Origin of the sequence: Erythrobacter sp. SG61-1L, from assembly GCF_001305965.1 — a bacterium.
Taxonomy (GTDB): Bacteria; Pseudomonadota; Alphaproteobacteria; order Sphingomonadales; family Sphingomonadaceae; genus Andeanibacterium.
The window spans coordinates 838,817-852,813 of record NZ_JXQC01000003.1 but is presented as its reverse complement, the minus strand read 5'-3'; the positions used below and the strand labels follow the sequence as shown (position 1 = coordinate 852,813).

16 protein-coding genes are annotated in these 13,997 nt (G+C 60.6%); all 16 read left to right on the top strand.

Annotation, left to right across the window (positions count from 1 at the left end):
- Window positions 1–8 precede the first annotated feature (8 nt).
- The 16 genes from SZ64_RS04415 to SZ64_RS04350 all read left to right on the top strand — a co-directional run bounded on the left by SZ64_RS04415 (window position 9) and on the right by SZ64_RS04350 (window position 13,997).
- Window positions 9–1,022, top strand: coding sequence for a major capsid protein (locus tag SZ64_RS04415; protein WP_054529708.1), 1,014 nt, complete (start codon window positions 9–11; stop codon window positions 1,020–1,022).
- A gap of 12 nt (window positions 1,023–1,034) precedes the next feature.
- Window positions 1,035–1,541: a hypothetical protein gene (locus tag SZ64_RS04410; protein WP_156313497.1), complete on the top strand. Its 507-nt coding sequence runs from the start codon at window positions 1,035–1,037 to the stop codon at window positions 1,539–1,541.
- Window positions 1,542–1,543: 2 nt separating this feature from the next.
- Complete coding sequence (locus SZ64_RS04405) at window positions 1,544–1,882, top strand: hypothetical protein (RefSeq protein WP_054529706.1); 339 nt, start codon at window positions 1,544–1,546, stop codon at window positions 1,880–1,882.
- Window positions 1,875–2,354: a hypothetical protein gene (locus SZ64_RS04400; RefSeq protein ID WP_054529705.1), complete on the top strand. Its 480-nt coding sequence runs from the start codon at window positions 1,875–1,877 to the stop codon at window positions 2,352–2,354. The genes SZ64_RS04405 and SZ64_RS04400 overlap by 8 nt, the downstream gene beginning before the upstream one ends.
- A 23-nt stretch (window positions 2,355–2,377) precedes the next feature.
- Window positions 2,378–2,587: a hypothetical protein gene (locus SZ64_RS04395; RefSeq protein ID WP_054529704.1), complete on the top strand. Its 210-nt coding sequence runs from the start codon at window positions 2,378–2,380 to the stop codon at window positions 2,585–2,587.
- A 17-nt stretch (window positions 2,588–2,604) separates the two neighbouring features.
- Window positions 2,605–3,786 carry a hypothetical protein gene (locus SZ64_RS04390; protein WP_054529703.1) on the top strand — a complete coding sequence of 394 codons (1,182 nt, stop codon included), beginning with the start codon at window positions 2,605–2,607 and terminating at the stop codon, window positions 3,784–3,786.
- Window positions 3,787–3,818: 32 nt separating this feature from the next.
- The gene (locus tag SZ64_RS04385) at window positions 3,819–4,610 is read left to right on the top strand and encodes a hypothetical protein (RefSeq protein ID WP_054529702.1); all 792 of its coding nucleotides are present in this window, start codon (window positions 3,819–3,821) and stop codon (window positions 4,608–4,610) included.
- A gap of 17 nt (window positions 4,611–4,627) precedes the next feature.
- Entirely contained in the window at window positions 4,628–4,780 is a 153-nt protein-coding gene (locus SZ64_RS18510) for a hypothetical protein (protein WP_156313495.1), read from the top strand.
- 30 nt (window positions 4,781–4,810) lie between these two features.
- Window positions 4,811–5,101, top strand: coding sequence for a hypothetical protein (locus SZ64_RS18505; protein WP_156313493.1), 291 nt, complete (start codon window positions 4,811–4,813; stop codon window positions 5,099–5,101).
- A gap of 269 nt (window positions 5,102–5,370) precedes the next feature.
- A complete protein-coding gene (locus SZ64_RS04380) occupies window positions 5,371–5,703 on the top strand; it encodes a hypothetical protein (protein ID WP_054529701.1) in 333 nt (110 codons plus the stop codon).
- A gap of 2 nt (window positions 5,704–5,705) precedes the next feature.
- Complete coding sequence (locus SZ64_RS04375; RefSeq protein ID WP_054529700.1) at window positions 5,706–6,287, top strand: hypothetical protein; 582 nt, start codon at window positions 5,706–5,708, stop codon at window positions 6,285–6,287.
- Window positions 6,284–6,745, top strand: a complete 462-nt coding sequence (locus SZ64_RS04370; protein ID WP_054529699.1) for a hypothetical protein — start codon at window positions 6,284–6,286, stop codon at window positions 6,743–6,745. Before SZ64_RS04375 ends, SZ64_RS04370 begins: the two co-directional genes overlap by 4 nt.
- Before the next feature lie 215 nt (window positions 6,746–6,960).
- The gene (locus SZ64_RS04365; protein ID WP_156313491.1) at window positions 6,961–7,680 is read left to right on the top strand and encodes a hypothetical protein; all 720 of its coding nucleotides are present in this window, start codon (window positions 6,961–6,963) and stop codon (window positions 7,678–7,680) included.
- Between the two features lie 101 nt (window positions 7,681–7,781).
- The gene (locus SZ64_RS04360; protein ID WP_162225073.1) at window positions 7,782–11,441 is read left to right on the top strand and encodes a phage tail length tape measure family protein; all 3,660 of its coding nucleotides are present in this window, start codon (window positions 7,782–7,784) and stop codon (window positions 11,439–11,441) included.
- Window positions 11,441–13,456: a hypothetical protein gene (locus SZ64_RS04355; RefSeq protein ID WP_054529696.1), complete on the top strand. Its 2,016-nt coding sequence runs from the start codon at window positions 11,441–11,443 to the stop codon at window positions 13,454–13,456. Before SZ64_RS04360 ends, SZ64_RS04355 begins: the two co-directional genes overlap by 1 nt.
- Window positions 13,457–13,469: 13 nt before the next feature.
- On the top strand, window positions 13,470–13,997 hold the full coding sequence (locus tag SZ64_RS04350) for a DUF4376 domain-containing protein (protein ID WP_054529695.1): 528 nt from the start codon (window positions 13,470–13,472) through the stop codon (window positions 13,995–13,997).

Below are 13,997 nucleotides of genomic sequence, written 5' to 3'. Positions count from 1 at the left end.
ACATCGCCATGATCGGCATGAACGTGTTCAAGCAGGACGCATTCTCGGCGCTCTCCATGACTGCTGCGATTCAGGACATGGAAACGGTCCCGGGCTTCCTGCGTAGCCTGAATCTCTTCACTCCCACTCCGATCCGCACCAAGGACTTCTTCATCGAGAAGCGCGGGCAGACCCTGAAAATCATTCCGGTGACGGAGCGCGGTTCGGCAAAGAGCCGCCGTTCCAAGGATCGCCGGAATGTGCGTAACTTCGCTACGGTGCGCCTGGCCGAAGAAGATCGCATTCTGGCCGACGAACTGCAGGGCATCCGTGCATTCGGTTCGGAAACCGAACTCGAAGCGGTGCAGACGGAAATCGCCCGGCGTCAGATGCTGCTGGATAATGATCTGTCTGCAACGATCGAACGCCACATGCTTTCGGCCATCAACGGTATCCTGCTCGATGCCGACGATACCGAGATCTACGACTTCTACGACGAGTTCGGCGTCGTACAGGGCAGCGAAATCAACTTCGATTGGGCCGCGAAAACCGGCGTCAAGAAGTTCATTGCCGAGAACGTCAAGCGTCCCATCATTCGCGCGCTGGGCGGCCGCGCCACGACCGGCATGGAAATCGTTGCCCTGTGCGGTGACAGCTTCTTCGACAAGCTGCAGGAAAACGCTGAATACCGCGCCACCTATCTGCAGACCGAAGCGGCGCGCACCCTGTTGCAGGATAACGTCTTTGACGAAGTCCGGGCCTGGGGCGTTCGCTGGATCAATTATCGCGGTACCGACGATAACTCGACCATCGCGATCGCCAGCGACAAGTGCAAGATCTTCCCCCGCGGCGTGCCGAATGTGTTTCAGGCCGTCTATTCGCCGGCCGAGGGCTTCGACTTCGTCAACACCCTTGGTCTGGAGCGCTACTCCATGATCGTTCCCGATCCGACCGTGGCGAACGAATATGCTGACCTCTCGGTGGCCAGCTATTGCCTGCACCTCTGTACCACGCCCAACGCGCTGCTGCAGGGCAACGAATAAGGGAGAACTGACGTGCCCAAGTTCCCTGACATGGAAACGGTGGAGGCCCTTGAGGCCTTCACCGTCACCAGCCCCTACGGCCAGTTCCATGGCGATCCGGACAGCCCCAAGGAAGAAAGTCGCTTCCCGAAAGTGCCGGTCGATGCGCTGGACGAGTTGTTTCGGGCCAAGAAGGCCAAGCCTACCACCGACAAGCCCCAACTCGACCATGACGGCGACGGCAAGGCCGGTGGCAGCAAGCCCAAGGCCAAGCGCGCGGCGAAGCCCGCCAAGGCCGAAAAGCCTGCCAGTCCGCTCGCAGCGGCGCGTAAGGCCTATCACGCCATGTTCGGCAAGAACCCCGGCCCGCGGTGGAGCGTCGAGCAGATCGAGGCCAAGATGGCTGAGGCTGACCTTGCGCAGGTTCTGGGCGAGGACGGTGAGCCGCTGGAAATTCCCGAAGGGGATTTGGCGCATGATCTGGCCAATCCATCTTCCATCGGCGTCGGCGCCGACGATGCCCCGCCGACTTCGGAATAGGCATGGCCACTCCCAATCTCGATGACTGGACCGGCAGGCTCGACGCGGCCTGCCGGGACTTCCTTTACGAGACTATCCAGTATCAGCCCGCAGGCGGCTCCTATGGCGCGGTCAAGGCGCGGGTGGAGTATCAGGACGCAACGCGATCATTCGAGGTCTCACAGGCCATCGTGCAGGCGATCCGCGTGTCCCTGCTCAAGAGCGATGTGCCGGCAAAGCCGGGCGGCACCTGCCGCCTGATGCTGGCCAAAATGCCGGGCAAGACCTTCCGCCCCGTCAACGTGGGCCAGGACGAAGCCGGCACCCATTGGGAATTCGACGTGGAGACGATGAGTGGCTGACCCGGTCGATGAAGCCGTATCGAAGGTGGAGGCCGCCGCTGCCGAGGTCCTACGCGACTATGCCGCTTTGTCGGCATGGTCCATCCTCACGGACCAGCCCATCGATGTAGCGATTGAGGGTGACGATATCCTCGCGCTTGTGATCCGCACCATGGGGCCGGATTACGACAACAGTTTCGAGCCGGGCGCGCAGACCCTCAACACCCTGACCCTCGATGTCGAGGCCGTGGCGCGGGAGGCCGGCGTGATCAAGGCCAAGCGAGCCCGCGAAGGGCTTGCCCATGCCCTCACCGCCCTGGCCGCGGACCGGACGCTTGGCGGGATGCTGCAGGACATGCAGGAAATCGACGCTGCGACGGGCGACGGCCAGCGCCGCGACATTTCCGCGATCTCGCTGCAGTTCCGCCTGCAATACCTGACCGCGCGCGGGAACCCCTTCACTATCCTCGGCCATGCCGGGGCGAGTTTCTGACCCTCAAGCAGAGGACTTCTGACATGACCAATAAACTGCCCCCGCTGCCCAGCGGCAGCGTGGACGTGGGCGCGCTTCACGACGCTCTCGCGAAGGGAACCGACCCGGCAAAGGCCTTGGAAAAGGCGACGAGCTACGTCGAGCCGAAGGCCACCCCCGAAACCGAAAAGCCCGCCACCAAGGCGACCAAGCCCACCCCTGCCCCCGCCGAAAAGGCGGATGGCGATTCCTGAAAGAAAGGACAGCATAGATGGCTGGCAAGACCAACAATTCCGCCGTCGCTGTGACGCTGCAGGCGGCACAGGGCACTTTCGACGAACCCGATAGCGGCGAACTGATCCCGGTTTCGCAGCTTCGTCCCAGCTTCACCCCCATCACGGTGGACAATGACGAATACACCGGCTCGATCGTCAAGAATGCCCCGGCAGTCGCAGGCTCGCGCAAGGCGTTCAGTTTCAACGTGAAGATCCGGCCGCCTTCGGCGCTGCCCTCCGCGAATGACTGGCCATTCGGTTACCTGATGCAGGCCTGCAAATTTGCCGAGGTGCGCAACGCCACGGCGATTCCGTCTTCGCCCGAAGCGGTCGGGAGCAGCACCACTACGGTGGCTGTGCTGGGTTCGAGTGCCGGAACGACCGACGATACCTACAAGGGCTTCCCGCTGGTCCTTTCCGATAATGGCTCGGGCTACAAGAACCAGCTCACTCAGATCATCGATTACATCGGTGGCACGAAGTCGGCGCATCTGCCCGAGACGCTGGGCGGCGCACCTGCGGCCAACTACCAGATCCCGACCTTCATCGGCTACATGCGCAGCGTCGATTCCAGCGACCCGCCGTATCTGTCCATGCAGTTCTGGCTCGATGGCCTGCGCTACGACCTCAAGGACGTGCGCGTCACTTCCGCCCAGCTCGTCTTCCCGACCAGCACGCGCGACCAGGCCGCCTATCCCGAATTGCAGATCACGGTCGAAGGCATTCTCGATGACTATGCCGACGAAGCAACTCCGGCCATCCCTGCACTCGGCGCCGTGCCGCTGTTCAAGGACGGCAATATGATGCTGAACCGCATCCCGGTGGGCGGTTCGACCTTCACCATCGATCTCGGCCTGACCAGCGCCAACCCGCCGAACCCGAACCAGGCCGATGGCTCCGATGCTCCGGAGGTCACGGCCAGCACGGCCCGGATCACGCAGACCCGCCAGCGCTATCTCAAGTCCGTGATCGACACGCTCGCGATGGCCGAGGCGCAGGCCTATTATCCGTTCTGGGCGCAGTATGGCACTGCGGCCGGCGCGATTGTGCAGGTGCTGGCGCCGCAGGTCCGCCTTGCCCATCCCAGCCCCGACATGGGCGGCGATCTCATCATGGAAAGCGGCGACCTGCTGGTGGATGCCATCGATCGCGGCATCTGCCTGGTCTTCCCGTTCTGATCCTCAATCCCTAACCGTAAAGGAATCCTGTTGTGCCCCAGGATGCGCAGAATATCGTCCCGGTGGAGGCGAGCGAGACGCTTGCCTTCACCCCTTCCCGGTTTGCCGAGCTTCACGACAAGGGCAAGCTGGACACCAAGCCCGAATTCATTCTCCGGGCCTGCACGGAACGCGACAAGCGCTTCCGGGAAAACCTGATCGTGGAAGTCGGCGCCATGCGTCATTCCCTGCAGGAAGTTCGCGCCGAAACCCTGCGCGGGCTCGAAGTCCTGTGGGGCTCGGAGCAGTTCGAACAGAACAGGGGGAAGCTGGAAGCCTATTGGCAGGCCCGCGAGGATTTCGACCTGCAGAAGAAGGACGATCCCAAACTCGTCTGGTCCTATGACCCGGTGATCGAAGCCGCGGTCACCGACCTCAACCGGGACCTGACCAAGGAATGGCGCCCGCTCGGCAAGATGATCGCGCGCAACGCCTATGCCAGCCAGATGGCGTTCGAAACCATGGTTGCGGTTACGGTCAAGACCTTCTCCGGTCTGGATATCGAACCGGTGATCGACCGCCGTTATCTGGACATCGACAGCATCGGCCAGATCGAAACTGCGCTCACCAAACTGGAAGAAAAGCACGGCCTCAAGCCCGGCCTGTCATGGGCCGAACTTCTGGGGAAATGCGCCACGCGCATGTTCCTTGACGAGGAAGAGGCAAAAAACTGCGCATCGCCGTCGCCGTCCGAGAGTCCCCAGCAGAATTCGAAGACTGGGGCCAATCCGGATGGGACATCGACGGCGCGGGCCACTTCGAAGAAAACCCGCGCGAGCGACTGAGGCGGGAACACTTCGACTTGCTGAAAATCCATTCCCGCTGTGATCGCGGCATGGCGGGTTATGTCTATCCCGATGGCGGCGCGATGCTCGATCAGCCCTGCGTGCTGCTCGATGCCTTCGCCACGATCGGGGATGCCATAGCAAGGGCGCGAACAAATCGGAGGGATTGACTCCGGTGCTGGGCATGGAGAGATAAGCAAATGAGGTGGGGGATTCTTGTCTTTGCGTTTTTGCTTTCTGGCTGCGACCGTGCCGTAACAGCATGCGAAGACGAAATAAAAAATGGCCTTAAGGCCCCCTCTACCTACGAGCGCATCAAATCTTCATCGTACCGCTTCGATGATGACGAAAACCCGCACGTTTCTGTCACAATCGAATATGATGCTAAAAATAGCTTTGGCACACCTCTGAGAAGCACGGCTTTCTGCGAGGTGCCTATTGAAGAGGGCACGCCGAATACATCAAAGGCAATCATTCGGTTCCAGATGTAAGGCCTTTTGAACTAGTCTCCGCACGGCTTCTGGACGAGACGGAAGATCGTCCTGTTTCCGTCGATATTGATCAATTGAGTCCAATAAGGATCGTTCAAAGCGAACGTTCACAGCCTCGGAGTCCACCGCGGGCCGCCCCATCTTTTTTGGTTTGTTAGCGCTACCAAGTGTTGACATGATGGTTTTATAACGCCATAAAGTTCGGGCGGCAAGAGAGTTCGCACCTCTCAAGCCGCCCTAACCACAACGTGCTTAATAGGAGCAACGTCATGGCTTCATTGCCCATTACAGCTTTGAGCGTGCTGAATCCACAGCCCTCGCCGGTGGAACAAGTGCTGTCTCGCTTCAAGCGGCGACAGCTTGAAGCGTTCATAACAGTCGCCATCGACCTGATCGACATCATCGATGGAGACTTTGACCTTGAAGATGACGATCCCGACATCGCGGCTGATGATGTTGGAGAGCCTAAAATAGGTATTCTTCATCCCGTGTATGACATCGACCAGAGCATCGGACCCATCAATGAGGTGGCCGCGGTTCGTGAGTATCTGGAAAGTCAGCTAAACGAGCCTGCCGGCGCCGTATCTGATCGAAGGGCGTAAATATGGCCGAAGCCAAGCAAATCACCCTCCCCGCTCTGCGGATCGAGACAATCATGCTTATGCTGATCGGGGATAGCCCGCTCATTGTTCATGCCTGGAGCGAGAAGGCCAAGCGTCAGATGCTGGAAAAGCAGATGAAGAAGGCCAAGCAGGCAAAGGAGGCAAAGGATCCTGAGGCCGATTATGAAGCGTGCTTCTATCGCACTGAGACTGGTGCCTACGGGTTCCCTGCCATCGGCGTGAAATCCGCGATGGTTTCCGCATGCCGCTTCGTTGATATGAAAATGACTGAGGCCCGCGGGGCATTCCATATCGATGCAGAAATGCTGCCCGTAATTGGAGAGCCGCGGCCTCGGGAGGATATGGTTCGTATCGGCATGGGCACGGCTGATATTCGTTACCGTCCGGAATTTCCGAATTGGCGAATGCCGGTAACAGTCAAGTTCAATGCAAATGCGATCAGCTCCGAGCAAATCGCAAACCTGCTCAATACCGCAGGCTTCGCCATCGGAATTGGTGAATGGAGGCCGGAGCGGAACGGATCTTATGGTCGGTTCCATGTAGGTGGCGGAGATGAGCAATGATATACCAATGGAAATCGGGCGCTCGCATTGGGATAGATGCTCAAATTGCTGGTGAAGAACTCGAACGTATTCGCATTAGGAACAACGGCCGCCTTGAAAGCGAAATGGTTATCGAGGCTGCTCGCGATGAACAAAACCCGCTTCACTCTGAATTTCAGTGGAACGACGCTGCAGCGGCAAACGCATACCGCATCGAGCAGGCCAGATATCTTATCCGCTCCATTGAGGCGGTGGTTGACCATAACGAGTCAAAGCCGATCAGAGCGTTTGTGTCGGTCGTTCGCGACGAAGACAGAAGCTACACGTCCGTCTCGCATGCGATGGCTGATCCAGAACTGCGCCGACAAGTCCTGCTGGGCGCGCTGAGGGAGTTGGAGGCGTGGCGGGATCGCTACGCAGAGCTTGTTGAACTGGCGAACGTGTTTGTCGCAATCGATGAGGCTCGGGCCGCCAAATAGGGCTCGAAACATGGCAGGTATGGTCAGGCGAGGCATGGCACGGTGTGGCCAGGCGCGTTCAGGCATGGCGGGTTACGGTAAGGCAGGCATGTTGAGGCCAGGCCAGGCCCGTTAAGGTCCGGCAAGGTGCGGCGAGGCGCGGAGCGTCTTGGCCGGCAACCAACCCCGAAGGGGCGTCCATCTGGGCGCCCCTTCTTATTTGGAGAAACGACGCGATGGCGGGAATGAAGGTTCAGGTGTTTCTGGGGAAATATCTGGGACCATACCGACAGTATCAGCAGTTGCTTGATCGCCGCAGGGAGGCTGCTGCACTGATAGCCTCGGAGCGTGCTGCACAACTGGGCAAGACTGAGACTCGTCGCGCCATGCAAGGCGGGCGGCTGGGACGCCTTGGGCAGGCCATTGAAGCGACTTCCGACTACAGGAAAGGCACTGTGCATCGCCAGAGCGGAGGCGGGTTCTCAACCTCCGGCATCGTCTATGTCCGCACCAAGAGTGACCGGACGGTAGGTGCCATCGAGGCATACACGGAAGGCGCCGATATCAAGCCTGTGCGGAGCCGCTGGCTCTGGATCGCAACTGACGACATTCCTCGCGTCACCGGGCGATACCGCATGACTCCGCAAAAATGGAAAGATGGGGGCTTCGACAGCAAGATTGGGCCTCTTGAGATTGTTCCATCCGTCAACGGGAATCCGTTGCTGGTGGTGAAGAACGTGGGCGTCAATATTGCGGGAAGGAAGCGCAGCGCCCGGTCGCTGACCCGCCGAGGGACTCTGCGCAAGGGCCAGATCGAGAAGAAGTTCCTCGTCGCCTTCATCGGCATTCCAAGGACTTCCCGCTCCGCTCGCGTGAACATTGCTGCGGTCAGATATGCCATCCGCCAAAAACTGCCGCAAATCTATCTCGATGCTCTTGGAAGGACTGCGCGCTGATGAGTGATTCAGTATTCCCGCTCATTTTTAAAATGCAGCACGAAGAAAATCCCCAAGCCAAACAAGCCGCTCTTGCAGAAGTTGACGGCATTCTTGGTGGAATGAGCGGAAAACTGAACGCCTTTTCCGAGAAGACGCGCGATATTCTGGACCGCGCATTGTCGGTTAATCGCAATTCAGCCGGGAGCCTTGATCTCGGTGTCGATCAACTCAATGCAGCGGCTCAGGCCCAGATGCAACGTGCCACAGCAGCAAGGGAGGTCTATGAGGCTACGGTGCGAGCAGCACAAGCGGAAGGCCTCTATTCGCAGGAAACCCGGCAGGCGATCCAGGCAACAAAGGCGCTCTGGCAGGAAGAGGAACGTGCATCTCAAGCCGCGCAGGCGCACGCTCGGGCTGCCAGTCTCGTTCAGCAGGAATTGAACCGTCAGAAAAGCGCAACTGATCTGGTCCAGCAAGCGACGCGAAAAGGAACTACCGAACAACAAAACGTCATCAACTCCATTCGCGCCAGTCGCACCGCCTATGTGCAACTCGGCCAGCAATTGCAGGATGTTGTTGTTCAGGCCCAGCTTGGGACGAACGCTTTTCTGATCTTCGCTCAGCAAGCACCGCAGGCGGCTTTCGCGCTTTCAGGTCTGGAACGCAGCGCCAACGCCACACAAGCCTCAATCGGTCGCTTTGCCACGTTCCTTTCCGGTCCATGGGGCGCAGCCATCTTCGCGGCCACAGCCATTCTGGGCCCGTTTGTGGCCAAGCTCTTCGAGAGTGGTGAGGCGGCCGACAAGTCAGCCGGCGCCATGGAGTTGCTGACCGATCGGCTGGACCTGTCCCGGAACTCTTATGCCAGCCTCACTGCCGTGGTCGAGGAATACAACAAGGCTCAGGATCGCAGCACGGCGCTGACCTATGCCGCCATCATCGCCACGGAACGCAAGGCCGCGGCGATCCTCAAGGAGGCCAAAGCGGAACTGGCGAGGCTGCAGGCAACGCCGGCCAGTTCCTTCGGTGAAGTCTCCGGTGCCAGCATGGGCATTCCTGGCGTCGTCGTGACCGGTGACCAGCTCAAGCAGACCAATATCTCGCGCGTCGAAGCCGCCATTGCCGCAGCGGAAAAGGAACTTGCCAGCGCCGGCGTGGCTGCGGGAACCGAGCGGATCAAGCGGGCCACGGATGAGCGCTACAACATCGAGATCGGCTTCTCTGAGCAGCAGGCCCGCCTCGATGAACGCCGCAAGCGCAACCTGATCGATCAGACCACTTATGAGCGCGAGTTGCTCAAGGTCACGCAGCAGAAAGACGCTGCGCTCAAGGCCTACGATCAGTCGCAGAAAAAGGATCGGCCCAGCAAGCCTGACACCAGTGCAGCGCGCGCGGCCGAGCGGCTGGAGAACTTCGGCGACCGCGCCGCGGAATCGATCGCCCGGATCAACGAGCGGTTCGACGAGCAGCCACGCCTGATCGACCAGGCCGCGCAGGCGACCCGCCAGTTGGACGCGCTCATAGCCGACCTTGCCGAACGGAAGCCTCCGAACTTCGAGCAGACCATCGCGAGTGCCGAAACGGCAAAGCGGACCGTTGAGGAGGCACTTGTCCGGCCCCTCGAAGACATGGCGCGGGAATCCGAGCGACGCCTGCAAATCGCTGAACTGCTCGCGGCAGGGCAGGAAGCCGAAGCCGCACAGTTGCAGGCCATCTGGGCGCTGGAAAGCCAACTCGGCACCGAAGAGGCCCTTCGCGCCCAGGTGCAGCAACTCATCACGGACGGGCGCAAGGACGAAGCAGCAGCCCTCGCCAAGCTGCTCGCAATGTATCCCGACATGAAGCAGGAAGTGGCAGACGTCGCGGCGCACGAATATGCACGCACGAAGGAACTGGAAAAGCAGCGCGACCTGCTCGGCGCCTACCTCTCAACGACGCAAAGCATCCGCGGCGAGCTGGAAGGCATCTTCTCCGGGGAAGGCTCAATCGCCAATTTCGGCAAGATCTTTTCCAACCTTCAATCGAAGGTCCTCGTAGACAAGATCTTCGGGCCCGCACTCGAAGAACTCGACCAGTTCGTGAAGGGCGAGTTCGGTGTGAAGAGCGCCAACGACTTCCTGGCCAGCGAAACGAAGCGGGCGGGCGGCGCAGCCTCTGACTTTGCCGACGCGCTAGCGGTCGCGACTGAGAAGGTTCTCAATCCTTCCGCCACGACTGCAATGACCTTCGAGCAGGAGTTCGGTCCAGCTTTCGTCGAGAGCCTGAAAGCGGCAGGCACAGTCCCGGCCAACGACAACGGCAATGCCATCGTCGTCGAAGGTTCCGTGATGTCGCTGACGCCGGAGCAGTATTTCGAACAGCTTACCCGGAAGATCGTCGCACCAGCACTCGACGGCCTCAACGAGATCTTCGGGGTCAAGTTCTTCACCAGCCTGCAGGGTGTCATGTCCGGCGCACTCTACGGCTATTCCACGGCTGGCGATGTCGGCGCAATCCTTGGTGCGCTCAAGGGGATCGAAGGGCTTCCCGAAGGCATCACTGACGCTCTGGATGTTGCACTCAAGGGCGCACAGACTGGAACCATGGTGTCTGGCCTCGCCGGCGCGTTCGGTATCGAGCTTGGCCAGACCGGCTCCCAGATCGGCGGGGCCCTTGGCGCCCTGACGGGAATCCCCGGAGGCGACATCATCGGAGCCATTGCAGGAGGAATCCTCGAAAAGATCCTTGGCGGGATCAAAAAGGGCACCGTCACGATTAACGGCGCCGACATCACCAGCACCTATGGCGGCAATGACGATCGCATCCAGGCCGCAACGACTGGTGCGAACTCAGTGCTGGATTCGATCGAGCGCATTGCCGAAGCGCTGGGTGCCGATGTCAATTCCGCTGCCGGTGCAGTCTCTATCGGTATCCGCAAGGATAGCTGGCGCGTCGATCCAACGGGCCGCAACCTGACCAAGATCGAGGATGGCGCGATCGACTTCGGCCAGGATCAGGCCGCCGCGATCCGATATGCCATCATGGATCTTATCAAGGACGGCGTGATCGATGGGCTGACGGCATCGGAAGAGCGGCTTCTGATGCTTGGCGATGACCTCGAAAAGTCACTGCAGAAGGTTCTCGATTTTCAGAGCGTCTTCACCCGGCTCAAGGCCTACAAGGACCCTGTAGGCGCCGCGATTGACGAGGTGGAGAAGGAATTCGACCGCCTGCGCGAGATCTTTGCCGAGGCAGGCGCCAGCGCCGAGGAATATGCCCAGCTCGAAGAACTCTATGGCATCGAGCGGGCCAAGGCGATCGAGGAAGCTACTCAAGCGGTCGTCGGCTCGATGCAATCGCTGCTGGACGATCTGACGGTCAACAATTCGGCCCTCTCGCTCCGTGAAAGGGAATCACTGGCCAAGGCCGAATATGACGCCCTCGCCGCCCGGGTCGCTGCTGGCGACACCACGGCTTACGACGACTTCGCTGATGCGGCGCGCACGCTGCTTGAAATCGAGCGCGAAATCTACGGCTCGCAGCAGCCCTATTTCGACCTGCTCAACGAAGTCACCACCCTGACCCGCACCGCGCTGGAAGCGGCAGAGAATCGGTCCGACCCCAGTTCGACCAGCGCCGTGCCGGTGAATGACAATTCGGCCATCGTGAGCGGGATCGACACCACCAATTCGCAGCTTGCCGCTGTGAACCAGAATATCGGTGCCACCAATGTGCGGCTCGACAATCTCACCGCCCTGCTGGCCAGCGGCAGCGGTAGCGCCAAGGTGTCGAACTTCTGATGGTCCAGCACTGCCTGATCCGGGTCACTCCGCTATATCCCGCGGACGGGGGGCGCGTGACGGTGCGCGCCTGCACGGCTAACCTGCGCGAGATAACCGGCCTTGGCGATGTGACCTGGTATCCCGCCGTCACCAAGGCCCCTTCCCTTGCCATGCGACTGTTCGATGGCGACCTGTCTACTTCCGTCTCTACCGGTGCAGCGGAATTTGCGCTGGCGCTGGACCGGCTGCGCGAGGACATGGACTGGATCAACACGCTGGTCTGGGCCGGTGCCGGCGTGGAGATCTTCGCAGGTGCAGCCGGTGAGACATGGCCGTGGCGCCGGGTATTCGCCGGTAAGGTTACGGCGCAGGACCGGACCCACGATAAGCTGACGCTGACGGCCGAGGTCGATACCGAGCCGTTCGACGAAGATGTCCTTACGCTGGAATATGCCGGGACAACCGGTGCGGAAGGCTCGGCAGACCTGAAAAACCGGGTCAAGCCGCTGGTGATCGGCCATGCCAAGAACGTCGAGCCGGTGCTGATCGATGCGGTGAACAACGTCTATCAGTTCAGCGCCTACGGTGCGATCGAGGAACTGACCGAACTGTTTGAGCGCGGCAGCAGCTTCGGATCGCCCGTGGCGAATTACAGCACCTATTCCGCACTGGTCGCGGCCACCGTCGCCAATGGGAAATACGCCACTTGCCTTGCCGCTGGCATGATCCGGCTGGGCGCCCCGGCCTATGGCGTGATCACGGGTGACATCAAGGGCCACAAGGTCGGCACTTCCACGCCGCGCTATACCGGAGCGATCATCAAGGCGCTCGCCACCATCGCCGGCATCGATGCGGACCTGCTCGAAACTGCCTCTCTCGACGGGCTGGACGCAGCAGTGCCGCGCCCGATCAATCTTGTGCTGACACAGCAAACCACGTTCCGCCAGATCGCCGCGAAACTCGCGCTGGCCTGCAACGCGCAGAGCGGGGTGTCGTTCGCGGGCAAGTTATTCACCGCGCGCATCGCGCTGGATCAGCCCGAACAGGTGGTGTTGGAAGGCCGGGGCCGTGCCCTGCCCGTGGTCAAGAAGATCGAAGAGAAGTCGGTCAGCACGCCCTATGCCAAGACCACGATGGGCGCGAACCGGGCCTGGCGCGTTCATACCACCAGCGAGATCGCCTTCACCGCGCAATTGATCGATCTCGGTGCGTTCAACGCCAGCACGACCTATCGCGAAGGCAATTACGTCAGCCTGCCGAACGGCGCGAAATATCTCTACATCAACACCACGCCGTCGAGCGGCCATGAGCCTCCCAATGCCACCTATTGGGCGCTGATGAGCGGCCAGTTGGATGGGGTGATCACCAACATCGTCTATCGCAAGAATGCCACGCAGCCCGCGAAGCCAGCGGACAGCAGCGGGGTGCCGAGCGGCTGGGTGGACGATTACGGCAGCCTGCCCGCGGGCGACACGCCGGTCTGGGCGTGCTTCGGCCAGAAGCAGCCCGGAGCGACGAATTACGTCTGGGAAAATCCCTATCCGATGCTGGCCGACCAACGGCCTTACAATACGTCGAACCCGGACGGTACGATCAAGGACGACAATGTCGGGACCGGCGCGGTTCAGGACAATGCCATCACGGCCGGGACCAGCTATTATTCAGGCACAGCTTGGTCCGTGACATCGACCGGCACGTATCAGACCATTTCACCGGGAGGGGTTGCGGCCTCTGTCGCGGTTACGCCCGCCGCCGATGGTTCGCAGCAGGTGCAGATCAGGGTTTCGATGGTGCTGCAGCGCAATGGCGGCAGCAATGACCATGCGACGTTCCGCTGCATGCGCAACGGCGTCACTGCGCTTTCCGGGACGCCGGACATAGACATCGTCGATGCCGAAGGCATGTCCACATGGATCTGGACCGACACCAGCCCGGTCGCAGGATCTACCAATACCTACACCATCCAGATCAATTCCGATGACCTCACCAGCGTGCTGATCACTGCGATGCAGTGCCAGTTGGCGAAGCGGTGAGCGGGGAGACGTAATGAGCATTCAAGCCACCCTCTACAACAAGCAGACCGGGGAAATGTTCGCCCAGGTTTCAGCACAGATGCTGGAGGATTTCGCCACCTATACCAGCGGCGATGTCGGGGCCGTTCTGGGCACCCACGACATGGCCGCGTTCAAGGTCGATCCCGAAACCGGATCGGTGGTCGCGCGCGTCCCAACGCTGGAAGAGGCCAAGGCGGCCAAGTGGCAGCAGGCAAAGCGCTGCGCAACCAAAGCCCTGCATAACGGTTGCGAAACCAGCTTTGGGCGCGTGCAGACCAGCGAGGCAAGCCTTGCTGCCTTCGAGCGGCTGGCCGCCCTGCCCCGCGCCATTGACTGGACCATGGCGGACGATTCCATCGTATCGCTCAGCGCCGAGGACGCGGCCCTGATCTGCGCCGAAGTCTTTGCCCACTCTGACGCCTGCCATGCTTATCGGCAGGCCCTGCGCTCCAGCATCGAGGCGGCGGAAGATCTGGCCGCGCTCGACCTCATCGACATCAACACAGGTTGGCCGGAGTAA

Bases quoted from the DNA above. Each gene is read 5' to 3' on its own strand.
- SZ64_RS04405 (WP_054529706.1), top strand. From the start codon at position 1,544: ATGGCCACTCCCAATCTCGATGACTGGACCGGCAGGCTCGACGCGGCC.
- SZ64_RS04350 (WP_054529695.1), top strand. From the start codon at position 13,470: ATGAGCATTCAAGCCACCCTCTACAACAAGCAGACCGGGGAAATGTTC.
- SZ64_RS04360 (WP_162225073.1), top strand. From the start codon at position 7,782: ATGAGCGGAAAACTGAACGCCTTTTCCGAGAAGACGCGCGATATTCTG.
- SZ64_RS04390 (WP_054529703.1), top strand. From the start codon at position 2,605: ATGGCTGGCAAGACCAACAATTCCGCCGTCGCTGTGACGCTGCAGGCG.
- SZ64_RS04395 (WP_054529704.1), top strand. From the start codon at position 2,378: ATGACCAATAAACTGCCCCCGCTGCCCAGCGGCAGCGTGGACGTGGGC.
- SZ64_RS04375 (WP_054529700.1), top strand. From the start codon at position 5,706: ATGGCCGAAGCCAAGCAAATCACCCTCCCCGCTCTGCGGATCGAGACA.
- SZ64_RS04380 (WP_054529701.1), top strand. From the start codon at position 5,371: ATGGCTTCATTGCCCATTACAGCTTTGAGCGTGCTGAATCCACAGCCC.
- SZ64_RS04370 (WP_054529699.1), top strand. From the start codon at position 6,284: ATGATATACCAATGGAAATCGGGCGCTCGCATTGGGATAGATGCTCAA.
- SZ64_RS04355 (WP_054529696.1), top strand. From the start codon at position 11,441: ATGGTCCAGCACTGCCTGATCCGGGTCACTCCGCTATATCCCGCGGAC.
- SZ64_RS04365 (WP_156313491.1), top strand. From the start codon at position 6,961: ATGGCGGGAATGAAGGTTCAGGTGTTTCTGGGGAAATATCTGGGACCA.
- SZ64_RS18505 (WP_156313493.1), top strand. From the start codon at position 4,811: ATGAGGTGGGGGATTCTTGTCTTTGCGTTTTTGCTTTCTGGCTGCGAC.
- SZ64_RS04415 (WP_054529708.1), top strand. From the start codon at position 9: ATGATCGGCATGAACGTGTTCAAGCAGGACGCATTCTCGGCGCTCTCC.